25 protein-coding genes and 1 tRNA gene are annotated in these 26303 nt (G+C 39.5%); 8 read left to right on the plus strand and 18 right to left on the minus strand.

Going from position 1 to position 26303, the window contains the following annotated elements:
- Together METTI_RS00005 and METTI_RS00010 are read right to left on the minus strand one after the other, a co-directional pair.
- A partial coding sequence (locus METTI_RS00005) for a DUF2341 domain-containing protein (protein WP_245596157.1) occupies positions 1–3777 on the minus strand: 3777 nt, incomplete at its 3' end.
- 29 nt (positions 3778–3806) lie between these two features.
- A complete protein-coding gene (locus METTI_RS00010; protein WP_023843742.1) occupies positions 3807–5015 on the minus strand; it encodes an ISL3 family transposase in 1209 nt (402 codons plus the stop codon).
- A 45-nt stretch (positions 5016–5060) separates the two neighbouring features.
- On the opposite strand from METTI_RS00010, the gene METTI_RS00015 reads away from it, so the two are divergent.
- From METTI_RS00015 to METTI_RS00035, 6 genes are read left to right on the plus strand one after another with little or no spacing between them, the layout of a single operon-like run.
- A complete protein-coding gene (locus tag METTI_RS00015) occupies positions 5061–5513 on the plus strand; it encodes a hypothetical protein (protein WP_023843743.1) in 453 nt (150 codons plus the stop codon).
- 9 nt (positions 5514–5522) lie between these two features.
- Complete coding sequence (locus METTI_RS00020; RefSeq protein ID WP_023843744.1) at positions 5523–5915, plus strand: hypothetical protein; 393 nt, start codon at positions 5523–5525, stop codon at positions 5913–5915.
- 43 nt (positions 5916–5958) lie between these two features.
- Entirely contained in the window at positions 5959–6276 is a 318-nt protein-coding gene (locus METTI_RS00025) for a hypothetical protein (protein WP_023843745.1), read from the plus strand.
- Positions 6269–6430 carry a hypothetical protein gene (locus METTI_RS15625; RefSeq protein WP_023843746.1) on the plus strand — a complete coding sequence of 54 codons (162 nt, stop codon included), beginning with the start codon at positions 6269–6271 and terminating at the stop codon, positions 6428–6430. Before METTI_RS00025 ends, METTI_RS15625 begins: the two co-directional genes overlap by 8 nt.
- Complete coding sequence (locus METTI_RS00030; protein WP_023843747.1) at positions 6427–7380, plus strand: hypothetical protein; 954 nt, start codon at positions 6427–6429, stop codon at positions 7378–7380. Before METTI_RS15625 ends, METTI_RS00030 begins: the two co-directional genes overlap by 4 nt.
- A gap of 49 nt (positions 7381–7429) precedes the next feature.
- Positions 7430–7756 carry a hypothetical protein gene (locus METTI_RS00035; RefSeq protein ID WP_023843748.1) on the plus strand — a complete coding sequence of 109 codons (327 nt, stop codon included), beginning with the start codon at positions 7430–7432 and terminating at the stop codon, positions 7754–7756.
- Between the two features lie 103 nt (positions 7757–7859).
- On the opposite strand, the gene METTI_RS00040 is transcribed toward METTI_RS00035, so the two are convergent.
- Positions 7860–8474, minus strand: a complete 615-nt coding sequence (locus tag METTI_RS00040) for a DUF6338 family protein (RefSeq protein ID WP_023843749.1) — start codon at positions 8472–8474, stop codon at positions 7860–7862.
- 295 nt (positions 8475–8769) lie between these two features.
- Between METTI_RS00040 and METTI_RS00045 the strand changes: the two genes are divergently transcribed.
- Positions 8770–9573: a S1 family peptidase gene (locus METTI_RS00045; protein ID WP_023843750.1), complete on the plus strand. Its 804-nt coding sequence runs from the start codon at positions 8770–8772 to the stop codon at positions 9571–9573.
- A 325-nt stretch (positions 9574–9898) separates the two neighbouring features.
- On the opposite strand, the gene METTI_RS00050 is transcribed toward METTI_RS00045, so the two are convergent.
- The 6 genes from METTI_RS00050 to METTI_RS00075 form a co-directional block, all read right to left on the minus strand.
- Positions 9899–10801, minus strand: a complete 903-nt coding sequence (locus METTI_RS00050) for a tyrosine-type recombinase/integrase (protein ID WP_023843751.1) — start codon at positions 10799–10801, stop codon at positions 9899–9901.
- A 177-nt stretch (positions 10802–10978) separates the two neighbouring features.
- Positions 10979–11053, minus strand: a tRNA-Glu gene (locus METTI_RS00055).
- Between the two features lie 67 nt (positions 11054–11120).
- Positions 11121–11471: a helix-turn-helix transcriptional regulator gene (locus METTI_RS00060; protein ID WP_023843752.1), complete on the minus strand. Its 351-nt coding sequence runs from the start codon at positions 11469–11471 to the stop codon at positions 11121–11123.
- A gap of 19 nt (positions 11472–11490) precedes the next feature.
- Positions 11491–11715: an LSM domain-containing protein gene (locus tag METTI_RS00065; protein ID WP_023843753.1), complete on the minus strand. Its 225-nt coding sequence runs from the start codon at positions 11713–11715 to the stop codon at positions 11491–11493.
- Positions 11716–11943: 228 nt separating this feature from the next.
- Positions 11944–12339, minus strand: coding sequence for a DUF3467 domain-containing protein (locus METTI_RS00070; RefSeq protein WP_023843754.1), 396 nt, complete (start codon positions 12337–12339; stop codon positions 11944–11946).
- 82 nt (positions 12340–12421) lie between these two features.
- Positions 12422–14899, minus strand: a complete 2478-nt coding sequence (locus tag METTI_RS00075; protein ID WP_023843755.1) for a DUF5814 domain-containing protein — start codon at positions 14897–14899, stop codon at positions 12422–12424.
- A gap of 151 nt (positions 14900–15050) precedes the next feature.
- Between METTI_RS00075 and METTI_RS00080 the strand changes: the two genes are divergently transcribed.
- Complete coding sequence (locus tag METTI_RS00080) at positions 15051–15884, plus strand: RAD55 family ATPase (RefSeq protein ID WP_023843756.1); 834 nt, start codon at positions 15051–15053, stop codon at positions 15882–15884.
- 18 nt (positions 15885–15902) lie between these two features.
- Here the strand turns inward: METTI_RS00080 and METTI_RS00085 are convergent, their stop codons facing one another.
- From METTI_RS00085 to METTI_RS00125, 9 genes are all read right to left on the minus strand, one after another.
- On the minus strand, positions 15903–16754 hold the full coding sequence (locus tag METTI_RS00085) for an MTAP family purine nucleoside phosphorylase (protein WP_023843757.1): 852 nt from the start codon (positions 16752–16754) through the stop codon (positions 15903–15905).
- A 4-nt stretch (positions 16755–16758) separates the two neighbouring features.
- A complete protein-coding gene (locus tag METTI_RS00090; protein ID WP_023843758.1) occupies positions 16759–17862 on the minus strand; it encodes a DUF373 family protein in 1104 nt (367 codons plus the stop codon).
- Positions 17863–17961: 99 nt separating this feature from the next.
- Positions 17962–18591 carry a 6-hydroxymethylpterin diphosphokinase MptE-like protein gene (locus tag METTI_RS00095; RefSeq protein ID WP_023843759.1) on the minus strand — a complete coding sequence of 210 codons (630 nt, stop codon included), beginning with the start codon at positions 18589–18591 and terminating at the stop codon, positions 17962–17964.
- Between the two features lie 7 nt (positions 18592–18598).
- Positions 18599–21775, minus strand: coding sequence for an isoleucine--tRNA ligase (gene ileS / locus METTI_RS00100; RefSeq protein ID WP_023843760.1), 3177 nt, complete (start codon positions 21773–21775; stop codon positions 18599–18601).
- A gap of 131 nt (positions 21776–21906) precedes the next feature.
- On the minus strand, positions 21907–22179 hold the full coding sequence (locus METTI_RS00105) for an RHS repeat domain-containing protein (protein ID WP_023843761.1): 273 nt from the start codon (positions 22177–22179) through the stop codon (positions 21907–21909).
- A 288-nt stretch (positions 22180–22467) separates the two neighbouring features.
- Positions 22468–22827, minus strand: coding sequence for a hypothetical protein (locus METTI_RS00110; RefSeq protein WP_023843762.1), 360 nt, complete (start codon positions 22825–22827; stop codon positions 22468–22470).
- Between the two features lie 11 nt (positions 22828–22838).
- Positions 22839–24251, minus strand: coding sequence for an RHS repeat domain-containing protein (locus tag METTI_RS00115; protein WP_156916220.1), 1413 nt, complete (start codon positions 24249–24251; stop codon positions 22839–22841).
- Positions 24224–24820: a hypothetical protein gene (locus METTI_RS00120; protein ID WP_156916221.1), complete on the minus strand. Its 597-nt coding sequence runs from the start codon at positions 24818–24820 to the stop codon at positions 24224–24226. Before METTI_RS00120 ends, METTI_RS00115 begins: the two co-directional genes overlap by 28 nt.
- Before the next feature lie 27 nt (positions 24821–24847).
- Entirely contained in the window at positions 24848–26287 is a 1440-nt protein-coding gene (locus METTI_RS00125; protein ID WP_023843765.1) for a SpvB/TcaC N-terminal domain-containing protein, read from the minus strand.
- Positions 26288–26303: the final 16 nt, after the last annotated feature.

Raw genomic sequence — 26303 nt, forward strand, 5'->3', positions numbered from 1 at the left:
GTAACGGACTTCGCTCAACTGGTTTGCATCGTTGTAGACGTAGATGAAATCTTCATCCTCAACCAAATTCCCGTTGTCATCGTAATCCAGAATGTTTCCATTATACGTATCAGGGGCATGGAAAGGTGTCAGATTGTATTCGTAGGAGGATATTGTGATACTGTTCTCATCCACCTGCTGTATGCAACCGTATTGATCGTAGCTGAAATCACGTTGATAAGTTGAAACACTGTTGACCGACATATCCGCGCTGGTCAGCCTGTCTAGGTCATCGTATCCGTAAGTCTTCACGGAGTTCATCACATTATCCTCTATCTCAAGGATATTGCCTACGTTGTCGAACTCATAGTTAAGATCCTGAAGACTCTCGGTGTAGATCCTGTCCAGCAGCAGTTTCTCAGCATCATAGGTATAGCTGGTAACCACACCGTTTGAAAGCTCCTTGGTGGTTATCTGGTTCCTTGCATTGTAATCAAGGTTATCCACAACGCCCTCAACACTCTCCAGCAAAGTCTGTGCATTATAGGTCAGGTCGACACTGTTACCGTCAGGGTAGGTTATTGTTGTGGGCCGGTCCATACTGTCATACTCATAGGATGTGGTGTAACCAGAGGTACCAGGTACATAACCTATTGTTTCTCCTTCAACCCTATAACGATCATCATAATCATATATTGAAGATATTGCTCCTTTTGTAACTCTTGAAAGCGTACCATTGTATTCAAGATCATATGTGAAACTGACATCCTCATCATTGGGGTAATCTATCGCAGTAAACCTGTCCAGAGCATCGTAGCTAAGCAACGTTGAGATTCCACGTGCATCGGTCTGGTTGATAAGATTTCCGTTCAGGTCATACTCATAGGTCCAGTTACCCATGTCAGGGTCGTTCATGGCTATCTTGCGGCCGAGGGAGTCGTAGGTGAAAGTGACGCGGCCTTCATTGCTGAAACTAATCTCCTCAATATTTTCTGAAATAGTGTAGGTAGGTTCATCAGTAGCATGCTGTCTAACTATGACATAGTCCCATTTCTGTGTGTTCCATATGTATTGGTCTGATGCACGCAGGAAATAGATATAGGAATCATAGTCTGTGATATTATGCTTTACGTTTTCTGCAACCATTACATCATCTACATATACTGTAGCATTTTCTTTATCCATTATAAGATTGAATTTGTGCGAACCGGGGTTATCAGATGTGTGATATATTGAAGTAGATGAGGTATCAACATATGAATTTACATTTATAGAGGCTCCTGTGCTTCCATACCCGTCCAATGGCTGGCTTATAGCTACACCATTATCCGGTACGTAATTCCCTCCACCGCTTGTTTGATGGGGCATCGTTGTATCATTGGAAAGAATGAAACCTGAGTACCACCATGCACCTTCTCCACTCGATATTACCTGATCTGCACAGTATTCAATTTCCAATGGTGTATTTTCATAGTTAAAAGAGGTTTGAGTCTTTGCGTATGCCTCTGCTTTCACAGCATATGATGGACCACGAACACTGACCTTTAATTTCCCATCTTCAGTAGTCACATCGCAACTACCTCCATTTGGAGTATTGTAGACTGTTGTCCATTTATCTGGATCAAGTGAAGATGAGAAATCATCAAAAAACTCAAAGACATCATTTCCATTAGATTCAGACGTTAGTGTGGAATTACCGTAGTACATCTTGACAGTCGCACCGTTTGTTGCATTTATCTCAGGTACTTTCACCCATACCTTTGCAGAATGTGAGTTTGTAATTGATTCTATCCAGTAGGAAAGAGGTACATTGTTTTCGTCAGTAAACCTGATGTCATCAAAATCAGCTTGCATTTCAGGTTCATAGCTGATATTGAAGCTCATCTGATAGTCTGTCAGAGTTCCATCTGAAGATGGTGAGACTATGATGGTTTTGCTATTACTGGAACCTGATAATCTAAAATCTAACGAATCATCGTATTTCAGAATACCTGGAATTATCTCAACAAGATTGTTCATAGCATCATAGCTATAGGAAGTAACGTACGTTTCCTCTCCATTGAACTCATACACCTTTGCAATGTTACCGTAAATATCACTTGTAAGTGTCTTGTTAACACCATCCTGATTAGTGATTGTGGTATTTTCAAGTTCGTAATGGTAGCTCAGGGTGGTGTTGTCGGTGTTAGTGATAACAGTTTGCCGGCCGGCTGCGTCATATTGGTAGATGATGGGCTGAATAGATTCATTCATATAATGCGGAACTTCAGTGCTGGAACTCAATCCCAAATCATTGTATGCAATATTTTGAATGGCAAAACCATTTTCACCTTCAGATATTTTTTGAATAATATTACCTAGACCATCATAAGAATTGACTGTAATAAATGAAGAAACACATGAACTCTCTAAAATAAAGTAGGCTGGAATAGATGAGGTACATTTTCTCACGATTACATAATCTATATCCATCGAAAAAGCAGAGTTAGAATTGCTCATGGCTCCACCTATAAATATAGGATAATTATTCAGAGGAACGTTAGCTATAAGCGTTTCTGAGAAAATCGTTGACTCATTGGCATCCTTACATATTAGAGTGGTTTCAGAACCATGTCTTTTTATGTTTCCAATTATCCAGTCATTTGTCCATGAACCTTCAATTACTGTAGATTCAAGTCCATTCTTTTGAGTAATATATGATATATTACTATCTGTAGAACTAGCATCAGATATCTGAATATAATCATCATAGCAATTTGCATTATAACTTATAACACCATCATTTTGCCCATTATAATTCTGATAGTACTTCACAACTAATTCTGTATCATTTCCAAATGTTGAAACCGATTTAAGACGGTCACCACTACTTTCTGAATAAGTGGAACCCGTGCTACCACTCATCATAAGGATGCCATTTGATAATGTTTTAGTTCCAGAACCTTGAACTATCCATTTACCTGCGTCTATTTGGCTTCCATCAAAATCATCATACAATAAAAATACGTCCTCGGCATTTGATTCAGAAGTAATAATTGGATTGCCATAATACATTTTTACAACTGCACCTCGGGCTGGATCTATTTTTGGAACGCTTAGCCATATTTTAGCATATTCAAAATCCACTGCATTTTCAATCCAATATGAAATCTGATTTCCATTGTTATCAGTAAATCTTATATCATCAAAATCTTTCTGCATACCGCTAGTATGATTAATCAATATACACAATGGATAATCTTCTAATGTTCCTTCTTTTGATGGCATTATTAGTATTGTTTTATTAGGTTTAGAACTGGCAGTTGAAATATTATATAAAGGTTCATTTTCCATATATGTCAACATAGCAGTCTCATTCAAATCATCAAATGACTCAAATACATTGTATCCATTTGATTCAGACAATATACTTGAGTTACCATAATACATTTTGACATTGGCACCAACTATTGGATCTATAGCAGGAACTTTTACCCATACATCAGCGTAATTTGAATCTTCTTCTTCTTCGATCCAGTATGAAAGTTGAGGAGTTCCTAAAAGAACATCACAAGAAGTTTTGAATTCATCTGAACAAGCATAGTAGCATAATGAAGAATCAATATAAAGTTTAACTATCACATCTTCGCCATATTCACTTTCAATATTGCAGTCATAATTAATGTTATACCATGCTCCATTTGAAGTTGAAACACAATATGACTGTAAAACCGTAGTTTCTTCTCCGTTGTTATAAGATGGAATTGTAACAGTTACTTTATACTTAATGCTTCTTGTCCCCGATATTCGATCACGCATCACATTAAAATTAATATTATTGGTTCTCTTTAACATCGTGTGGGTAAACGAAGTTTACCCGCCATCAAGAATATCATTGTATTCCTACACTTCTCAGTCTTCAATCCATATGATCTCTTAAAAGCAGTTTTAATTTTGTTGTTCAATCCTTCAACAACACCGTTGCTGATACCTTGTTTGATTGATTCCAATATCCCATGAGAATTTCTTTTAATCATCTTGGCCAATGTGATAATTTCCTTGATGTTGCTATGTGTTCCCCAATAATGCCATTTGTCAAGATATTCCCTCGCTACCTCTATATTTTTTATATCCCACAGACGTTGAAGTCCAAGCTTAAATCTGTAAGCTTTTGCTGTTTTAGTATCCAAATCTTTGATTGATCGAATCTTAGCTATTTCCCTATCCGATAGATTTTCAGGATTTTTCAACCACATGAATCTCGTTTTACCCAGATCTTTATTTGTTTGATACTCCTTTCTTCGAACCTTATCAATTGCATCATTCATCATTTTGACAATATGGAACTTATCGTAAACGATCTTAGCATTTGGGAAATATTCCCTTGCTCCACCCCTAAAAGCAGGATACATGTCCATTGAAATATACTTGATATTATCAGGGTCTATTTTTCTGGAAAGAACTTCCCTGAAGTTCTTGAAAACACTTCTTTTCTTTCCATTTTCAATATGAATTACTCTTGATTGATTTAGATCATAGAACAAGGTCACATAGCTGTGACCTTTTTTGACAGATATTTCATCTACTCCAATAGTATCTAACTCAGAGAGATCCATCTTTGCTCTGGCTTCTTCAACATAATGAGCTAGAATTATCCATACAGAATTTTCATGAATATTGATCAATTCAGCAATTGAAGAAACACTCATTTCTTTGGACATTGCAACGATTAGTGCTTCGAAAAATAATGTAAATCCAGTATTTTGTCTTGTCCATGGAACTTCAACAAGTTTTACATCATCTCCATCACACTTTGTTCGGGGAACTCGTGCATGAATGTATGTTTCATGATGGAAGAAATCAAGGTGTCTCCATACTTTTTCTTTGGTATCATGGAGATCACACAGTTTGTTGCAAACTGGGCAAGGGAACTTCGTTCCCTTGGTAAAATCTAGATAAATATCCATTCTTTTCTTAGAAACATTAAGATCAATGTCTTTCACATACCATGGAGGGGTTATTCCCAGAGCCATTTGAATCAAGAGTTTATCGTCCATCCAATATGGATTGGATGAACAGAATATTAAATTACCCACTCAATCTTGAGGAGATCCAATAATAAAAATAAAGACAAGAAAGAGAAGGCAAGAGCCCTCATTATAAGACCTGGGCTTGATGGTATTGACCTGCAGACTATCAATGTAGATGATGAGATCGGAAAGGATCCTAATTTTAACAAGGAATTTGTTTTATCAGAGTCCACTATTCCCTTAACTATCAATGGCAAAAAGCCGGAGCATGTCTATTTAATTGATGGTGGAAAGGGAGTTTCTGTTAAACTGATCAGATCTGATGAGACGGAGAAAGTAGGCGAGGGAGAGAATGAGAGGAAATTATCCCTTATGACTATGAAAACAAGCCCTAAAAAGGTTGCAGCTATCCTTGATACCACTGTGATGCAAAGGGCATACGGACTCAAACCAGACAAGAGAACCATAGTCATTGCGTTGTTTATTGGTATTGCTATGGGATTCTTTACAGGGATCTTATTTTGAGGTAGTATTATGGACTCAGAGGCAGCACAGCAATTACTCCGGACATCTGCAAGCCAATACTCCAGCGAGGCTCAGAAAAACCACGAGATCTCAAAAGTAATCACAGATGATTCAGACTCAATGCTGGACCTGTCAGAGCAGCAGATCATAGTCATGTCGATGTACACATCATTTCACGAGCATGTATTACCCTTACCTCAAACCATGTCATTCATGGCTCACTATGGCAGCAAGAGCAGGTCAAGAGATCGTATGGGACGTATGGAGTTTGTCGAGTGCCATGCTCGTAAGCCTACTTATGTGATCAATCCACACGACACTGATAAAGAGCAGATAGAAATGGCCAGGCCACAGAAAAAGAGTGTTTGGGATAGGTTCAGGAAGAACAGAAACCAGGTGTAACATGGCAAAATCAGCACTTTCCTTTCATCTGTCAGAGGCTCTAATGTCTCTGATCTACAACTCTAATGCATCCCTTTACCAGAGGACAAACCTCATAGCAGTGATCTTCTCTGATGTGGAAGCCATGGTGGACGATGAGAAAAAGACCAGCTCCATTAAGGAAAACCTGCAGCTTCTCAGGGAGACATACGAGCCTATTATGGATCGTGATGTGGTTGCAACGGTCAAGAAGCTTGCTTATGATCAGGTCCTGGACGATACCAGGACAGCATTGATCAGATTGATAGACAAAGAGAATCTAGTTTCAACAAGTAACCTGATGACGGTAAAAGCTAAGAAATGGGGCGATAGAGATGAGTGAATACATAACAATTACCTGGTGGGACTATAAGCTTGCGTGCTTTATTGTTGGCGGTATTTGCATGGCTGTAGGGCTGTTTATTGGTGAGCTGAAACATAACCCCGAAGGTGTGAAAAAGAAGATCAATAAATTCATGGAGAGTATTGATCAATGAGCTGGCAGAACCGTTTCAAGAGGGAATTTATACAGAAGCCAGGAGAACACCTGCTTAACCTGGGAATCACTGGATCCGGAAAGACTCAGGATCTCATCTGGATCCTGGATGCTCTCAGGTCCGGAGCTCCGGAGGAGACTATTCTCTGGAACGATGCCGGAAAGTCTAATGAGCTTCTCCTGGTTGGCCAGTTCGGACCGTTGCATATTCTCCTACCTGAAGGAATGGATATTGACATTACCTCCGATTATGTGGAGTACACAAAGACCTGGTTCACAGATCCTGCAGATGTGTGGAGATCCCTGGAACGTGGAAAGATCAACGTGCTCTGCATAGAGCCTTTCATCCGCAAGCCACAGTACTTTACTCCAGTAGTTACGAGCATATTTTCTAAACTTATTGACCTGGCACACGATCACCATTTGCCTGTCCCTCTTTCGATCTTTTATGATGAGTTCCACAGGGTTGCACCTGGAAAGGGACAGGCCTATGACTCCAAACACGCTGCCTTTGGTGCTGAGATACAGTACAATATCGAGACATTAAGATCTCTCAGGGTTCGCTTTGTGGCCAGTACACACGGATGGACAAAGCTCCGCAAAGGTGTGAGATCTTCTTTCAATTGGTTCATGATAAACAGAGGGGGCTCATTCACATCCTCCGAACAGCCCAGGCTATCCAGATATAATAAGAAATATGAGACACTGGAAAACAACGAGGCTATTATTGCATTCCCTGACAAGGTGTTCACCGACATTATGGAAATACCTTACTATGGAGAAGGATGGCATTATGGCCAGGTACATTATAGCGGTAAGATCACACCACAGAACTCTCCGTTCATCAAGCAGAAAAAAGAGGTCAACAGGGACGATTTGCAGTCAATCAAGGACATGCTCTTAAAGGACCTAATGGGAGCTGGCAAGGAATTAGTAGAAACAACATTATAATATGTAATAGTGAAGTTTATATATACTAACAATTAGTTCTATATAGCTGGTGTTAAAAGTGGCATCTTCTCTTGTAATGCGCAGGTTATCAGGTATTGAACCTAAAAACAGGGTTAGGATAGATGTTCGTATCGAGGCAGAGATTGCAGAGATCATGCGGAAAAATGCTCTCAACCCTTCGGACGTAATGAACATAGGAGCTGAAAAAGTCCTGGTTAGCCAGGGATATCTCCCCGACATTGCTATAAAAGCTGATCCTTGTCTCCTTCTGGATCCGGAGATCCTCACAACAATCCAGGATAATAGACTGAACGTTTCTACAATCCTTAATACAGGTGCAAGGATGTTGCTGAGGGATAAAGGGCTATTGAGCTAATAATGTTTCTTATATCGTTGAAAGAGAGAAAGTAATGAGTAAAATGATAGAGTTGTTTAATCGCTATTTTTTCCTTAAATAGGCCATTAAAATAAAGTCATGATTAGTCTTCTTCAAGAATTGTAATAGATTTGATATCTTCTCCAAATAAGATTATCTGCTTACCATACGGAAAGTCTTCAGTATTCCCGTTTTCATGGACATATACAATTACAGGACTATCAAGAACGATTTCTCTTTTTTCTTTTCGACTACTATTGGCAGATAACCATCCTTTGTATACTGAGTTATGCGTTTCTACAATTGCTGCTTTGCCAATATTTTTCTGCATGAATCTATCCCATACTGTACGATCAGTTTGGAAACCATCATCTTTATTGTGAATTAATTTCATCGACAAATTTTCAAGGTACTTATGTTGTATAATTAGGGAGACTAAAAGTGCCAAAATTAGGCTGAACACTATAATTTCAAATGTAGATCGCAATGGATGTACCAAAAAACAATTTAAAAAAGAATCAATGCTGTTAATTTCATTGAGATAAACAAACATAATCCCAATTGGTATGCTTGCTATCAAACTCCACACTGTTTTTTCGAATTGCTCCATTTCAATAGCAATTCCATAAAGTTTGCCCACTAATGCAATAGTAAGAAAACCTGGACTCATAAAAAGTAGAATTGACACTATGTCACTAGAAATAAATTCAGATGCCATTTTTCATCTCTACTTCTTTGGAGGGAGTCTTGGAGTTTTTGGGAGTTGTCCTTCAAGGAAAACGGGCACCTCTCTTGATTTATATAATTTGTTTTCAGCAGAAAGCTCTCTGCTATCTTTTCTAGTTATTTGTTCCTTTTTTATAGTAATAATCAACACCTCAAAATTAATTGTATACAATAATATAAGTGCATATTGATATTAGATTTTTTCTTCATGAACCGATTCGCCAAATAAAGGAAGATAAACTACTAGATAAGAACTTATATAAACGTGTATTTTTTTACTATGTAATATGGACATGAAACTCACTGATCTACTTGTTCATTCTACTGTGAAAATCGAAACAATTTGTTCAGATGATTCTACGTATTCTGGAACTGGTTTTTTTTTTCAATTTAGTATCGATGGTCAATTTGTTCCTGTAATAATAACAAACAAACATGTCATAGAGGATTCTATTAAAGGTTATATTCACTTAACAAAAAAAGATAGATCCGGAAAACCTATTATTTCCCAACATGAACGTATTGAGATCGATAATTTTGAAAGATTTTGGATTCCTCATCCTGATCAAAATATTGATTTATGTATGTTATTTATTAGAGAATTACGACTACCTGATGAATACTTTATACCGCCAGTACCCGATAATCTTATTCCTTCTTCATCTGAATTTGATTCACTAATTGCTATTGAAGAGATAACTATGATTGGATATCCTATTGGTTTATGGGATTCTGTTAACAATATGCCGATTGTAAGAAGAGGAATCACAGCTACGCATCCTAGATTAAATTATGAAGGAAAAAGTGAGTTCTTGATCGATGCTGCTTGTTTTCCAGGATCAAGTGGATCTCCTGTTTTTCTATTAAATATAGGAAGTTATTCTGGTGAGAGCGGTATTATAATTGGTACACGAATAAAGTTGCTAGGTATTCTTTATTCGGGGCCACAACATGGTATTATTGGAGAAATATGTGAGTTGCCAATGAAAAAAACAAAAGTGTCTTATTCCTCCATACCTACCAATTTAGGAGCGGTGATAAAATCAACTAAACTTCTTGATTTCAAACCTTTTATTAATAGACTATTATAATAGTGGAGGATTGATTCTTACCAAAAAAACCGATTAGAGGAAACGGATATGAGTAAAGCTAAAATGATAATAATTACTTCATGTGAAGAATGCCCATATATGTATAAAAGACAAGGCAAAGTACATCTTTTTTACAACTGTAGATTAAGACATGGTGAATCAGCAATCTTCAGCAAATGTCCTTTGCCAGATGCACCAGAGTAACACGACTTCCAACGACAACTAAAAAATGCCATTTTTCATTTATATGATTCCGTTTTTTGTTACATCGAGTAAAGGTGCACAAAAATATCCTATTAGAAAAACTAATCGGAAAACTGCACAATTATTCAAAAAGCAATAAATCAGGAATACACCTTAGATATTGCTCTCTGACTAATTCCTGATCTATGTCTAAATAATGGCTGGCCCAGGTTTTTTTCTTGATGGAATCTCCACGAAGCCACATTATGTATATTTCATCCATTCCTGCACGCTGTAATTGAGTAGTGAGAAAGCCACGTAAGCAATGGCATGTTAATTTTTTGTATAATGGTCCGGAAGGATCATGCAACCCTAAAAGCTGGCCATAATGCTGCATAATCTCATTAGGATAGTCTTTATGCATGTGATTACCGTTGTCAGTGATCCACAAGTAAGACGTTCTAGGTCCGATCCATTCACGCCATCTAAGGTACTCTTCTAAAAGAATATGTAATTCAGAATCAATAAAGCCAATTTTCTCTTTACGCTTCTTTTTGTCAGGCCAGTAGATCAAATCTCTGTTAAGATCTATGTCTTCAACCTTAAGGTCAAGTATTTCACCCCTTCGACCTGCAGTTTTGGCAAAGAATACAATCAGGGTTAATTCCCGGATATCTGCAACGTCTATAGATCTGATAAGCTCCCTTACTTCATTGAGAGTTGGGATTTGCCTTCTTTCCTGTCTGTATGGGGTCTGTAAGTACCGTGTGCGTATTTGCAAGACGGGATTAATGTTTACCTCTTCCATAAAGAGGAGCCAGTCATACAGGCCGGATATGGCCGAGAAATCCCGCCTTATAGTTCCTGTTGTGATGTCCTTGGTCTGCAGGTGTTGCAGGTACTGGAGAAGATCTTCTTTAGTACATTCTACCGGATTAGGATAGTGAGATAAAAACTCTTTAACACTGCTCTTATAAGTTTGGCATGTGCGCGACTCTAGCCCTCGGAGCTTGCAATCATCAAGGTACTGGTTTAATAATTCCATTTTTTAGTAACCCCGACCATATAAACAAAAAAACCTCTATATATTTGCTCTATGTATAAAATCTATAGATGAATATATAGTACGTTAAGAAAAGGATATCTATATAAAATTATAAAAACAGTTGAACACCAATCAGTTCAAATTATTTTTAGAGAAATATAAGAAATGTGAGTAAGGTGCTCCGGCCGGGATTCGAACCCGAGTCTTCGGCTCGAAAGGCCGGAATGATTGGCCGGACTACACTACCGGAGCACGTTGATTTCGCTTTAGTGAAGCGACTCCAACATAGCAGATATTCTATATAAACCTTTCGCCGAAATCAGCACATTTCACCTGTTTCCTCATTATCATTGAGGTTTTCGACCCATGCAGTAAGCTTTCCACAGATCTCAGGCTGGCATGCATCCCTGCATCCGGCGCAAGGAGAGAACATTTCTCCTGACAACAGGAGATCGAAGCAGGGCTTCTCCTCTTCCTTAACTTTCAAAAGATAAGTTCTGGCCCCATTGGAAACAGCCTGCTCACGGATAATAAGATCCTCATCAAGGAGCTTAGAAACTACCCTGGAACATTTACGACTGTCAATTTCCAGCATTTTCCAGAGCTCGTTCTGGAAAATACCTTCTTTGCTCTCACGAATAAGATTGTATGCACTCTCTTCGACACTCATACTGGTTTCCACTGAGAGTTTATTCTTCCATAGGAACAACAAGAATGATATTGTTTCCACGCAACACGACTGAACCAAGGGAACGCAGACGCTCACCGTTTGCGACCTCTACAGTGTCGACCATATGAAGATTCATATAATCGTCTGCACTTTTTAAAGTTCCTTCGAGAAGGTGAAGGTCACCTTTCATCTCTACCTGGACTTTGGATCCAACTAATTTCTGGACTTTCTTACTTGGGAACAAAATTAATCCTCTCTTTCATTTAAAAGAATAATATTACTGAAACTATTCAGTTTACAGGCTAGTATAGATAGCCAATATTGTATTTATTCTTGGCGACATATCCCTTCAAAAAGATACGAATACTCACCACAAACAACATGTATAGATTTCTTGCATAAATAATTGACAGTTCATATCAAATTCAAAATGATGATAAGTTCAACAAAAACTGAATTTACCCTTCTGGAATTACATATATCCCTGTATCTCAGTACTATCCTGAACAGGCTCCGGCTTTTTCTTAACTCCCATCTGCGGCTTTGCAATAGGACCAAAAGCAGCCTCATAGTTCTGTATATGCTGATTCAGCCAGCGCACAAGCTCAACTGCTGCCAGAGGTGACATAATAACCTCGGTCTCAAGTCTTCTCTGAATAACCTGCTCTCCTGACTTGTCAGTTGCCATTGGCATATCATTGTAGAAACCAATCCTGAAATCGTACGGACTGTGACCGCCTACAGCTCCAATAGAGTACACCTGCTTAAAATCCTCAGGTTTATGAAGTTCGATTCTCACAGTCTTCTTTTTCTTAGCATTTTCCGGTTTATTGTTCATTACAACACCTTCGTTTTTTTCTTTGTCCATAATATCATATCCTCACAGCATTCTAATCTGGCAACATAACTATTATAATTTTTCATTTCAAACGCAAGAGAAAGAAATCAGTTTATCCCTCAACCTGTTTTCTAAGACTCCTTGCTCTGTATGATAGATCACGCTTTGAATAAGCCGAAGCTATCATCTCAACAGCCTCAAGGTTGCGTACCACATTATCAAGATATCCAAGCACATCACCCGGATAAGCCGTAATACCATAAAGATACTCAAGCTTTTTCACGATACCTTCAGGCTCATATCCTTCCGCCCTGATGGAAATTATCTTCTCAGAGAACTTACGTTCTGCGCAACCACAATATGGGGAATCACGACAATTACATGTCAAAAAATCAGCCGCAAAATCGAACAACTGGTCACGCAGAGTAACATCCAGTTTGTCCATATTTTCGCCTTCAAAGAGAATATCCAGGGAAGCACCCTGAAACACCCTGGAAGGAAGGTTCACATTCAAAGCCGAAGAAATGCGATTCGCATATTTGTAATAAACAGAATCAAAAAATTCAAGATTGGAAACCGTAACAATAGGATCCTGTTCCACAAGAACAGAATCGCGTATAAGGAAAGCCTTTGATACCGACAGGAAATGTCCTGCTGCTATCTTACCAAATTTGGTGAGAGATACAAGATCTCCTTTTTTATGAATGAACTTATTCTTTGCAAGTTTGCCAAGAAGATAATCCACATTAAAATCAGCCAGCATGGATGAATGAATATTTTGGAGATCGTTCTTTGATGAAGTCACAGCAACCGAAGCCAGCACTTCCTCAAGCTGTTCATCTTCCCCATATTCTACTTTTGTATGTTCCATCTCGCCTTTAAGCAGTTTCAGGGCAACAGCATCCTCAGTATCACCCTTGTCACCTGAATACTTCTTATTAGGAACAGCTAAAAGCACAACCTCACCACGATCATGGTAATCCGGCCTGCCGGCACGTCCAAGCATCTGAAGGAAATCCTGCATTGTGAGCCATTCGATACCCATTGCAAGGGATTCAAATATAACTTGTGATGCCGGGAAATCAACTCCGGCAGCAAGTGCAGCAGTTGTAACCACAACAGGCAATTTACCCTTAAGGAATGCTATCTCAGTCTTTTTTCGTTCCTGACTTGTAAGACCGGCATGATAGGCCGCAGCAGATATCGGAAGTCCCTCAGCTATACGATGGCAGTTTCTTCTTGAATTGGTAAAAATAATAGTCTGTCCTTTGTGTCCTTTTGACGAAGTAGTGGCAAATTCCTCCCTAACAAGCCGGGTCATAATCTTGTTCTTGGAATGTTCCGGACACAGAATTAGATGCCTTTCAATGGGCACAGGACGATACTCATATTCCACAAGTCTTGCGCCAAACTGTTTTGCACGCAACTTAGGTTTTGCCACAGTAGCTGAAAGATAAATGAACTGGGCACCAGGAGCAACATATTTCAGCCTGCCAATAACACCATCAAGCCGGTGTCCTCTTTCTGAATCCTCAATTGTATGCACTTCATCAATAACTACAGTACCTATTTTTCCAAGCAGGTCAGCACTGCCTGTCCTTAGCAGGTAATCCAGACCTTCATATGTTCCCACAATAATATCTGAATCCAGAGTTCTTTTCATGGATGCATTTTTTGCGGTCTTGATACGGGCACTACCAACCCTGATGGAGGTTTTCAGTCCAATTGGAGAATATCTTTTTGTAAACTGGTCATATTTCTGGTTTGCAAGAGCCACAAGAGGTACAAGATAAAGCATGCGTCCTTTACCACGCAGTATATTTTCAATACCTGCAAGTTCTGCTATCAGTGTCTTTCCGGTGGCTGTCACTGAAGTTACAAGCTGGCTCTGACCTTTCAGAAGGCCATTCTCTATGGACAGTGACTGAACCGGCAGAAGAGTTTCAGATTTTGCAAGCAATATTTTCTTGAAGCTTTTATGCAAAGGCAGGCTCTTAATTTTCCCTGTAGGAACCTCTGTGTTAGCTGCAATGGAATCAAACCTTGTAAGCTCACGGTCAAGATCTTCCGGACTTACCATAGCCATTGTACGGTCAAGGTCCTTAGTTTTGAGCATTATTTCCTCAAACCTCTGACATGCCTCATCGGCATAGTTTACATGAGAACTCTTAAGCATCCTGTAAAGCTCTTCTCTGGCACAGTCTTCACATATCTTATCCCTGTGATACCTTATGGAGCGTCGGTTAAGGAAATTAAACCTGTTTTTTAAGAGACAGAACCTGCAGGCATTAACAAGATCTGCACTGAGCTGGAATCCCTGAAGCATTTCAACAAATTCTGATGTTTGCTTTTCATCACCGTCCTTTGCTATCATGATACGGTCAGCTATTCTCAAAAGATCTATAAATTCAGAAGGTGGCCTGTATTCCCCCTTCCCATCACTTTTTACCTTGAATTTGTGAGGGCGTGGGCCTGCATCAGTATTCCTCAGGATAAGTTCACCAACAAAAAGAGGGACCTTCTTCTTATCCCGTATAGGCAGAATAATTATCTTTGACCTTTCAGGGCTTGCAAGTATCCAGAGTGTCATTGCTGCTCATTGATGACTTTCAGTTTATAAAAACTGTTGGTACTGAAGAAGCATATAACTATTCAAATATTATTTCATATTATCTAAACCGTTAAAGAAGAGTTTTATAATATTAAACTATATATAAATGTAGCAAAGCAGAGGACATATTATGCTGGATCCTAAAAACATGTTAGAAAATGAAAATACTACTCCTGATGCTGAAGAATTCAGAAATAATTCGGAAGGCTCCCTGTATGACAGCATCAAAAAACCGGATAAGAACCAGGTTATACACAAAGGTGTTAACCTGAAATCGACAGGCATTCTTGTCCTTGACAGAACACTTGGAGGAGGAATACCAGCCGGTTCACTTACATTTTTTTCAGCTGATCCCCGTTCAATGTCAGAGATTTTTCTTTACCAGTTCACCCAATCCAGAAAAACATATTACTTCACAACAAACCGAAGGCCACGATACGTACTGAATGATGTTATTAATCTTGGTTTTGATCCTTCAAACATTATATTCGTAGATATATACAGTGAATATTACTGTACCTCATGCGGTGAAATATCTGATAACCTGAGTAACGAATTTATCGATTCAAAAATACTGGAATTTACCGAGTATAATCTGCGTAACATTGCAAACGATTCAAGCGGTGAGGATGTAAACATAATCTTTGATTCTTTTTGTTTCTTTACAGGACTCACAGCCAACAAGGGACTGATAAAACAGCTAATTAACGTTATATACGAAACAACAAAGGAGCTAAATTGTCTTACCTATCTTTATGGCTCAACCTGCAATGATGATGGCCTTAGATCATTCGTATACAGTTTATGTGACGTAATATTTGAATCCATGCTTGATCAGGGTGCTGACAAAGTTATAAGCAAACTGTCCATCCCAAAAATAAGAGGAATGATACCAAACACTGAAATAATAAAATTCAAGATCGGTGATGGTGTCCAGATCGATACATCCAGGGATATTGCCTGAAGATTTAAAAAATTAAGTTTAAAGTTCTGCATCAGAACAGGCATACCTGCAATTACATAACCTGTTATCGGTTTCAGGAAGTGCGCAAATTACACTTGCCAGAATGTCCTGCAACCTTTCTTTTATTTTGTCGAGTGTATCAAGGACATCACTTACTGTCATTTTTCCATTTCCAAGGCCACATGCATTATTGGTAATAGTACAGATGGAAGCATAACACATGTTCATCTCTTTTGCAAGAACTACTTCCGGCAAACCTGTCATACCAACTACATCGCCAAACTGCCTCATCATACGTATCTCTGCCCGGGTCTCAAAACGCGGACCTTCCGTACAGACATAAACACCTTCAGAATAACCGATATTATTCATTTCAAGATAATCGCCCATTAATTTTCTTATTTCGGGACAGTATGGTTCAGTGACATCTGCATGGACAGTCCTGTCATTATAAAATGTGGATGGGCGGGTACGTGTTAAATCAAGAAAGTCTTCAGGCAGGAAAAAACTTCCAATTGGATGATTCTTCATTGTTCCCACTGAATTTGTGGAAATTACCCTTGAAATCCCAAGTTTATGTATTGCATAAATGTTTGCCCTGTAATTGATCATATGGGGTGGCAGGTGACCATCTTTTCCTGAATGCCTGGGTAATAATGCAACATTCTTTTCACCAATAGTACAGAGATAAGCAGTAACATCACCATAAGGAGTACTGACTATCAATTCCTCTGACATTTTATCGGATGGAAATGCAACACCACCTATCAAGGCAGCCTGAAGATTTAAGTCCCTGTAGTCCTGTATGTTTTCTTTGGAATACTGTGAACTATCCGGAGATTTTATACAATTGAGTTCTTTTCCAGTCATGTTTCTACCTTTTTGATTTTTTCCCCTGTTCCCGGGGTTTGCTGGAAACCCTGATTCCTGCCAGTGCAAGAACTATGGCAAACACAATGGAATATACAAATATCTGCAAACCGTCCTGCAGACCTGTTTCAGTTCCTCCCATTACAGGATTTATGGATATAAGATAACGTGTAGCCCCCCAGAGGAGAAATCCTAATGAAGTGACAAAGAATGCAGGACTCATATACCTGGCAGTTGGCTCTGAGTGTTGCTTGGAATCAATTATCTTACCTGCATCTGCAAACAGAATTGCCAATACGTATATCCAGATAGTACTGTTAATGAAAGACGTTATAAGCGGAATAATTCCGTAATACCATATTCCCTGTGAAGTGTATAAGGACCACACATTCATCAGGCCTACCAATGAGGCAATGAGCACCAACAGAGCTGCTGTTGCATAGGTGAAAAATGTAAGCCTGCCTGAATAGAAGGAATCTTTCAGTTTTTCCCAGTAAAAGTCTACTGTATCACTGAAACCTCTGTAAAGCATGTAAAGACCCACAGCTGCCAGAATACCTATTATGGCGCCCTGGGAATAGTCAATTAAAAGGAAGAATGCATAAATAAGAGCCGCAAGACCCACCGGCACAAAGAATGTCTGGGATATTTTCGGATCATTGAATGCATGCTTGATTATGTAATATGTGCTTTCAAGATTGGCACTCTGCATTACTACTATACGCCTGACAGAATCTATCTTCATTCTGGACTGGACAATTGGGATAAGTGTTTCATCTTCAGCACCGTCAGAAACAAATATAGCAGATTCTGCAGGGAACTTTTTTAATAACATATCAAGCTGATTTGCAATTTTCTGGTCAGATATGATACCGATATTCCTGTCGCCTGCAAGGGTGATTATCTCTGCATCTACTCCTTTTGCCAGCAGTTCGTCAAGTATCTTGACCCCACCGAAAATAGTATTGGTATCAGAATCTTCAGGGTCTGCCGTTGCAAGTTTTACTGCTGCCTCTATGTTTGCTTCCCTGCCTATAAGAGGAGCAAGTACATTTGCTTTGTCTCCAAGGTCATTGTCCCTGTCAATACATATTACCAGTGTTTGCATGCAACTCCAGTAGGTATTTAGAACGAAAATATAAATAGATTCTGATAAAACGTTACCTGTAAGTAACTTGGAAAAAAGATAAATTGAGTTTTAAAAGACTTATGAATTTAGCCTTTCAATTAGCAGACGAGCCCATTTTAGTTTTTTCTTCTTAACGGGATTGACAGTTTCATCATCAAAGTCAAAACCAACAAGAGTTATGCTAACCGCACCGAACTCTTTTGCCAGATATGCACACCTGTCTCCGTCACTGAAGCCACCGAAATTGAAAACATAATCCAGTGGAACAGCCTGGGTGCTGCCTATAATTTTGTCCAGTTGCGGAACATGGCTATGGAGTTTGTCAATATTATCCCCATGACTGTGTACTACCATAATTGAGCCTGCTTTATTTGCAACAATCTCTTTTTCGACATCGCCATCAAGATCGGTTACAATTATATCAGGAATTATCCCTCTATCAACAAGTACGGCAGTAGCTCCATCGGCTGCTATTATCACAAAATCATCGGGATTGATAAGTTCAAGTTCCTGTTCAAGGACAGGAGCATTCCCGCAGACCAGAATATCTTTTCCCTCAATAAGTGCTTTTAATTCGGAAATGTCTGCAGAATTAGAAGTATCGAGCATAGCAGAGAGGATGAGAGCTGCCTGCTCATCACCTTCCCTGCTAAAGCCCATGTCCTTTAGTATGGACTCGTAAATGGGTTCCCATTCATTGAAGTCCATTGTAACCTCAGTTTGTTTTTGAAATGCCGATGGTCATGGATATGCCTTCGACATCCCAGTCCTTTTCAAGTGAACCTGCTGTGTCAACATCAAGCCCAATGACCTGAACGTTTGCACGGGTTTCCTTTGCAATGAACTGCTCGCGGTCAAGTACAAGGTCAAGTACTCTCTGGTCGTTTATCTGTATGTGGGACTTGATATTATCATCAACTGCAAGATTGAGTTCCTTCCTCATATCCTGCACCCTGCGAATAACTTCCCTGGTATAACCTTCAGATTCTATTTCACGGGTCAGGTTTGCATCCACATAGATTATACCTGCACTGGACTGGGCACTTGCAACCATTTCAGGCAGTGCTTCTATGAAGTTGACCATTTCAGGTTTGATAATAGCTGTTCCTCCCGGGATCTCCAGTTCAAACTGGTCTTCCAGAGCAAGTGCTTTCTTAAGCTGCATTGCATCTGCCTGCTTAATTGCACCAACAACCTTGCCGGCATCGCCCTTGAACACAGGACCTATCTTCCCGGGATCGGGATTTGCCTCAAATCCGAGTTCATCCCATGATTCCCCTACTCCGGTAAGCACGATGTCCTTGGAGTTAGTCTGGTCCATGAGTACGGATTTCAGGTTTGTGACTGCATCTGCTGCCTGCTGGTTTACAGGACTGAGAACTATGCGTGATACTGGCCACCTGAGCTTCCTTCCAACCTTCTGGCGGGCATTAGATGCGGATTCCACAATTGAGCGAACCATGTCCATGTGAGCTTCAAGTTCCCTGTCAACAAGGTTCTCATCAACCTGTGGCCAGTCGTTCATGTGAATTGTTACCGGTGCATCAGGATTTACATTTCTGACAAGGTTCTGGTACATTTCCTCTGCCAGGTGTGGCATAAATGGTGCAATTACCTTTGCTGTCAGAACGAATACGTCATAGAGTACACGATAAACAGCAAGCTTGTCAGGATCATCTGCTTCTACCCATGTTCTTGGCCTGATGAGCTGGATATACCATCTTGAAAGATCTTCAAGAACGAACTCGTTGATTGACCTGAGTGCCCTGTGCAGTGTGCACTTTGACATTGCATCATCAACTTCAGCAACAAGTGTCTGTGCCCTTGAAAGTATCCACCTGTCTTCCTTACGGAGATGTGTTTTTACAGATTCCAGTGAAACCTGCTGCGGATCAAATTTGTCAAGCACCATGTAAGGAAGCGGGAAACGATAAACATTCCAGAGGATGTTGATAGTTCTGTTGATATTACCCAATTCACTGCTTACGAATTTGAGATCATCCCACGGAGCACTTGAAGATAGTACAAAACTACGCAGGGTATCAGCACCGAACTGCTCTATTACATCACCGGGAGCTACGACATTTCCAAGGCTCTTTGACATTTTCTTGCCTTCACTGTCAAGGGTGAAACCGTGCATAAGCACACTCTTGTAAGGTGCCTTGCCGAATGCAACCATACTTGCACCAAGCTGTGAGTAGAACCATCCACGTGTCTGGTCCTGCCCTTCTGTAATAAAATCAGCCGGCCACCATTTGTCGAAATCTTCCTGTTGCTGCGGGAACCTGAGTGTTGCCCATGAAGCTACAGCTGAATCAAACCATACATCGAAAACGTCTTCAACACGCTTCATCTTGCCGCCACATTCACAGTCAAGCAGGATCTCGTCCACATAAGGTCTGTGAAGTTCGATATCATCGCTGACACCGGACATTTCCTGAAGTTCTTCTTTAGTACCGACTACGTGCATCTTGTTACAGCTATTACACTTCCAGACAGGTATTGGTATACCCCAATATCTCTGACGGGAAACACACCAGTCACGTGCCCCTTCTACCCAGTCCTTAAACCTTGCAGAACCAGCCCATTCAGGATACCATTTTACCTGTGCTATCTCTTCAAGCATCTGTTCCTTGAGCTCACCTATCTTAATGAACCACTGTTCTGTAGCAAGATAGATTATAGGTGTCTTACAACGCCAGCAGTGTCCGTACCTGTGTTCGATGGCACCTTCTGACAGTAAGTTTCCACGCTCGAGAAGATCCTCAATGACTACCTTGTTAGCTTCACGAATGTGCATTCCTGCATATTCACCGGCTTCTTCTGTGTAGCGACCGTCTGGTCCGACAGGACAGAATATTGGGAGATCGTGCTTCTTACCGACTTCAAAGTCGTCCATTCCGTGTCCAGGAGCTATATGTACACAACCTGTGTTCTCTGCAGTCACATAGTCTGCAAGATATATGCTGTGTTTCATCTCAGCTTGTATTGGCACCTTGTCAGCTATCGGACTTTCGTATGAGAGTGATGTGAGATCCTCACCAAGCATTGTACCGAGAACTTCATAATCTGTGTATCTTCCTTTTCGAAGTACATTCTCAACAAGTTCTGAAGCAACTATGAGTGTTTCCTCTTTTCCTTCCGCACTTACTGCTTTTACCTTTGAGTACTCAAAAGAAGGATGCACTGCAACTGCTACGTTTGATGGAATAGTCCATGGTGTTGTGGTCCAGATGACCACAAAGGTGTTTTCCTCACCTATTATCGGGAATTTTACGAATATTGAAGGATCTTTCCTTTCCTCATATTCGACTTCTGAGTCTGCAATGGCAGTTTCGCAACGTGGACACCAGTTGACAACACGCTTACCCTGTTCAAGAAGACTCTTCTCCTGTGCCTGCTTCATTGTCCACCAGGCAGCTTCGATGTACTCATCCCTGAGTGTCATGTAAGGGTCGTTCCAGTCAAGCCAGGCCCCAAGGTCCTGAAACTGATCTGTCATGTCATCCTTCTGCCTGAGTGCAAATTCCTTACATTTTTCTATGAAATTGCCGACACCGTAAGTCTCAATATCCTTCTTGGATTTGAAACCAAGCGCACCTTCTACTTTTACCTCTATAGGAAGACCATGCATATCCCAGCCTGCACGATCAACGATGTCAAAACCATTCATGGAACGGTATCTTAAAATGGAGTCCTTGATAATCTTGTTCCAGGCTGTTCCCAGGTGGATGTGTCCTGTTGTATATGGTGGACCGTCTACGAAAAAGAACTTTTTACCACCTTTTCTGTGCTCACGTACCTTGGAATAGGCATTCTGCTCGTTCCAGAGAGCATGTACCTTCTCCTCTATTTTCTTTGGGTCATACTGGTTGGTGATCTCCTCTATCATTTAGGATTCTCCATATGAATGTGAATTATAATTGTTATCTGAATTTATATGTAAACACTTCGTGTAAACCTAGTGCTTATCCTACTGCAATATTGAATTTAATGATTATGGATGAAACACGTATGTTATAATTAAATGTTGTTAAAAATATGTGGTGGATTATATGGGTCTGCAATAATTGAATCAGGCTGCACAAAAATCCTATACTCCGGCGAGTAGTATCGTGCACCATAATACATCAATTCAGTATCAACATCATTCTCCTGTCCCGTGAAACCGTACTTCTCCAAACCACCTGACTGAACTTCTCCATATGGATAGTACTCAGTACGCTCAACCTCAAGCCCACTCTCGTTAACCAACAAAGTGGTACTGCTCAGATGATCTGACAGATACCATTCCATATCTCCAGATGTTTCTTTAGCTATCCGTTCATCATCACGGAAGAAGTAGCTGATGGCAGTGCCGTTCTCACTCTCGTAGAACTGGTTAACGTAGTAAGTAAACTCACAAGCAGAGTTCTGTTTCTTGACTCTCTGACCAGAGGGGGCGTACCAGTATTTTCCACGAGTGTCCCTCTATCAGAATCCGATGCGAATAGTTCCCTGAAGTAATCTAAGGTATTCTTCCTGTATATCAAAAGAAGAAAAAGGAAAAAGATGTAGGGGTACTATGAATAATTTATTCTTAACTCATGAAGACACCACTGAATTATAATATTTATCTAATAGCTTAATTGTATACGATATAAGCAAAAAGTTCAATTTAATTTGTGGATAATTTTCAACATCAAAATTGTCAACCATATTATCGATATTTTTCAATCTGACTGAAACCAAAAAATCAACATACTCTTTATTTTCAGAAGCAGGTTTCTTGTTTGAGAGAGTACCAATCACCTCAGATAGTGCTAGTTCTAATTCGGTCCAAAGATCATTTCCAATTCCATCTTCAGGACTCTCACCCATACGTAGCATTCTAAGTATGTTTTTCACTTGGTTTAATACATCCATAGTTTCTTCCATAGTTTCCAATTCGTCTCGTTCTTCCATCATCTACCTCCCTACTTATTTGGATTTTTAGGATGATATGAAACTATCTGCCCATCTTTTGTATAAATACCCATTTCATTGTTGCTTTTAGGACCAATTGTTATTTTGACACCTATAGATCCATCTTTTAATGTAGTTTCTTTTACCTTTGCATTTTCAGGCAAATTATTTAGTCCATATTGCTCAAACAAATTTTCTGCATTGTGTGTATATTGTTCTCTCGACATATCGATATTTCTACTTGTAACATGAGTTTCATAATGATACTCAAAAGCATCTTCTGCATTTTCCCAATTGGTGTTGGCCCACTTATTAAGAATTGTGGGGTTAGCAATGTTCTCTGCACTTCTACTTGTATCAATTACATTATCTAATTTCTTCTCAGCATCTAACGTCTTATCCATTAGATGGAATAAATCACCAACATTGTCTGCATGGGTCACACCTTCCTCAACAGCCTTAACTGCAAGCCTGCCACCTGTGGCACCCGGTAAAGCCAGACATACGACATCTGTAGCAAGACCAATATAAGTCCATTTATCAGCGTTACCTGTGCGGATGTCGTTCAAATCCATTGCAATGAAAGCAATATCTATCGCACTCTCAACATAGTGCCCACTTGGATCGGTGTATTTGACAGGATTATTCAGTGTATATGAATACCTGTTCAGAGCTTGTGGATTGTACGGGTCAGGCAACATTGTATCAGGCTGCACAAAAATCCTGTACTCAGGTGAGTAATACCTAGCACCGTAGTACATTAGCTCAGTGTCGGCATCATTCTCCTGTCCAGTGAAACCGTATTTCTCCAGCCCACCTGACTGAACCTGACCGTATGGATAATACTCGGTACGCTCAACCTCAAGCCCACTTTCGTTAATCAGCAAAGTGGTACTGCCAAGATGGTCTGACAGATACCATTCCATGCCTTCATCTGTCTGCTTGGCTATCCGTTCATCATCACGGAAAAAGTAGCTGGTTGCAGTACCATTATCAATTTCATAGAACTGGTTCACATAGTAGTTGAACTCACCAACAGAGTTTTGTTTCTTGACTCTTTGGCCGTTGGCATCGTACCAGTATTTCTCCACAAGGGAACTGTTATCTGAGTATCGGACCTCAGATAGTTGGTTAGCATCGTTGTAAGTGTAGATGAAATCTTCATCCTCAACCAAATTCCCGTTGGCATCGTAATCAAGGCTTTCATTGTTATAACTTACAGGAGCATGGAACGGTGTCAGTGAATAGCCATAGGATGAGATGGTGGTGCCGTTGTCAGTGACTTGCTGTATACATCCATACTGATCGTAGGTGAAATCACGCTGGTAGGTGGAGACACTGTTGACCGACATGTCCGCGCTGGTCAGCCTGTCAAGGTCGTCATAGCCGTATGTCTTCACGGCACTATTACATCTTGTGTCCAAATATTATAGTTAGAGTATAATAATTCATGAGTTTTGTTTCCTTCAATAACTTTTTGCGATAAGATATGTACTGTTCTCATTACATCCATTTGAGCATCATACTTACCTTCTTTAAAGCCCAGTAAAACAGGTTTGTTTACATTTACATGAGTTTTTGGTTTCGTAATAAACCCCCATTTAACGCTTTGAAAGTTTTTCACAAAAACTTCTCCATAATACATTGCAATATCCATAGCTATCGCAAGTGTTACTGTATTTACTCTGTGTGTGTCATTTTTTATTTCTTCTTTCAACCATTCTGGACTTGCCTGCACTTCTCTTTCAAGTTCTTCCGGACTTTTTTCAACTAACTCAACATGCGGAATGAACCACTTCCAAAGTTTGATTAAGGATTCTGGAGTGTAATCTAATTCACTTTTAGTCCCACCTCCAGTTCTTTCAAAAAAATCCATTAAAATATCAATTCTATCAGGAAGCACACTCATGTACCAGTCAAAGTATTTTTGAGCTTCTTTTTTGCTCATTTCCCTAAATGTAGGGCGTTCAAATGGTGGCGTTATCTTTTCCATACAATAATTCATCATTTAATCACCATTTTATGAATCATGAATTACAACTTTTATTCCATTGTCTTCCAACATTTGTCGTAACGGTGTTGACGGACCTATTTTTCCAGTTTTTCCGCTTCTGTAGAAATGCCATTCCACTCCATTTCCATTGTTTATCCATACTGTTTTTGAAGTAATGTTTTCTTCATTCTTATATCCCCTCAGCAAATCAACTAGTCCGTCACCATTTACATCTGCAATTCGCAGCCCGTTATCTCGCCCTGCACCTGAAAAATAACTAGGAAGTGCCCATGAATCACTTTCATTCCAAGAACTTGTTGTGTTATAATAATCAACTACAGTGGATGGAAATTTGTCATCATTGAAACCTGTTTTTGAAATAGAGGTCAAAAATTCTCTTGAAGTAGTATTTCCATATCCAAGATTATACGTCCATAATTGAGAAATATTATTAATGATATCTACAGAAGAAATCAGATTTCTTTCATTAATTCTATTTCCATATTCATAAATATCAAATGTAGTTGTCTTTTCATCAAGATTAAAATTAATGTATGAAAATCCATCATTATAAGTAATATTGGTTAGGTAGGTGCTTCCAATCTCTTCGCTGTCTGGATTTTCTACGTAGTTGTATTGGATCTGATTCCCATTTACATCTTCAATTATGTCCATCCACCATTTACTGACATAATTTCTTGATTCCACTGAGTTTCTTTGTTCCGAATCATTGTTGTATCCAAAACGATAAGTTGTTCCATCTGGAGTGATAACATTCCAGTATTCACCAAATGAATTACTATTTGTCATGTTTCTGGATATCTTCATGAAACTTTCAATTTCGGTATGATACAGACCGTCTTCTTCGACATAAATGAGGTCATAACTTGAACCGTCCAGAGTGAGAATGAACCTGTCATCGCTTGTGTTTCCGGGAGTGTATCTTACATCTCTTATAATGCAATTATCATTAAGGGACCAGCCTGCTCCCAGAGAACCGTATGTACCTTTTAAATTTGAGCTGCTGGAATAAGTAAGAGTAACTTTTGGTTCAAGTCCTCCTTTTCCTGCTACTGTTTCAATTGGATAAGTATAGATGAAAGATCCGGTGAAAAGGCTTGTGTCAAAATAATCATTTCCTTTCTCAAGAGTCGGGTTGAGGTAATTTTTTGCATCTAATATAGTATAAATTTCTTCAAGAGAAGTAGATGTTGTTGAAATTGTTGCCTCAGATGTAGTAAGCTCTTCAGTACTGTCTTCTTCAGTCTCTACTGTTTCTTCAGTCAATTGATCATCGCTTGCAGAAGATGTGTCTTCTTCTGATGCGGCGTCTGCTTGTGAACCTTCTGTATTTTCACTATTGGAAGACTCAGACATCTCGACACAGTAAACATTTGGTGTCAATATGACAATTATCATAAATACAGCAATACATTTTTGAATCCATCCTCTACTTTTCTGTACCATATTATTCCTCATGTTG

The sequence above is a fragment of the Methanolobus tindarius DSM 2278 genome (genome assembly GCF_000504205.1).
Taxonomy (GTDB): domain Archaea; phylum Halobacteriota; class Methanosarcinia; order Methanosarcinales; family Methanosarcinaceae; genus Methanolobus; species Methanolobus tindarius.

Bases quoted from the DNA above. Each gene is read 5' to 3' on its own strand.
- METTI_RS15625 (WP_023843746.1), top strand. From the start codon at position 6,269: ATGAGTGAATACATAACAATTACCTGGTGGGACTATAAGCTTGCGTGC.
- METTI_RS00040 (WP_023843749.1), bottom strand. From the start codon at position 8,474: ATGGCATCTGAATTTATTTCTAGTGACATAGTGTCAATTCTACTTTTT.
- METTI_RS00095 (WP_023843759.1), bottom strand. From the start codon at position 18,591: ATGGACTTCAATGAATGGGAACCCATTTACGAGTCCATACTAAAGGAC.
- METTI_RS00090 (WP_023843758.1), bottom strand. From the start codon at position 17,862: ATGCAAACACTGGTAATATGTATTGACAGGGACAATGACCTTGGAGAC.
- METTI_RS00020 (WP_023843744.1), top strand. From the start codon at position 5,523: ATGGACTCAGAGGCAGCACAGCAATTACTCCGGACATCTGCAAGCCAA.
- METTI_RS00125 (WP_023843765.1), bottom strand. From the start codon at position 26,287: ATGGTACAGAAAAGTAGAGGATGGATTCAAAAATGTATTGCTGTATTT.
- METTI_RS00070 (WP_023843754.1), bottom strand. From the start codon at position 12,339: ATGGACAAAGAAAAAAACGAAGGTGTTGTAATGAACAATAAACCGGAA.
- METTI_RS00120 (WP_156916221.1), bottom strand. From the start codon at position 24,820: ATGGAAAAGATAACGCCACCATTTGAACGCCCTACATTTAGGGAAATG.
- METTI_RS00110 (WP_023843762.1), bottom strand. From the start codon at position 22,827: ATGGAAGAACGAGACGAATTGGAAACTATGGAAGAAACTATGGATGTA.
- METTI_RS00010 (WP_023843742.1), bottom strand. From the start codon at position 5,015: ATGGACGATAAACTCTTGATTCAAATGGCTCTGGGAATAACCCCTCCA.
- METTI_RS00075 (WP_023843755.1), bottom strand. From the start codon at position 14,899: ATGACACTCTGGATACTTGCAAGCCCTGAAAGGTCAAAGATAATTATT.
- METTI_RS00050 (WP_023843751.1), bottom strand. From the start codon at position 10,801: ATGGAATTATTAAACCAGTACCTTGATGATTGCAAGCTCCGAGGGCTA.
- METTI_RS00030 (WP_023843747.1), top strand. From the start codon at position 6,427: ATGAGCTGGCAGAACCGTTTCAAGAGGGAATTTATACAGAAGCCAGGA.
- METTI_RS00085 (WP_023843757.1), bottom strand. From the start codon at position 16,754: ATGACTGGAAAAGAACTCAATTGTATAAAATCTCCGGATAGTTCACAG.
- METTI_RS00080 (WP_023843756.1), top strand. From the start codon at position 15,051: ATGCTGGATCCTAAAAACATGTTAGAAAATGAAAATACTACTCCTGAT.
- ileS (WP_023843760.1), bottom strand. From the start codon at position 21,775: ATGATAGAGGAGATCACCAACCAGTATGACCCAAAGAAAATAGAGGAG.
- METTI_RS00060 (WP_023843752.1), bottom strand. From the start codon at position 11,471: ATGAGTGTCGAAGAGAGTGCATACAATCTTATTCGTGAGAGCAAAGAA.
- METTI_RS00045 (WP_023843750.1), top strand. From the start codon at position 8,770: ATGGACATGAAACTCACTGATCTACTTGTTCATTCTACTGTGAAAATC.
- METTI_RS00105 (WP_023843761.1), bottom strand. From the start codon at position 22,179: ATGGAATGGTATCTGTCAGATCATCTGAGCAGTACCACTTTGTTGGTT.
- METTI_RS00025 (WP_023843745.1), top strand. From the start codon at position 5,959: ATGTCTCTGATCTACAACTCTAATGCATCCCTTTACCAGAGGACAAAC.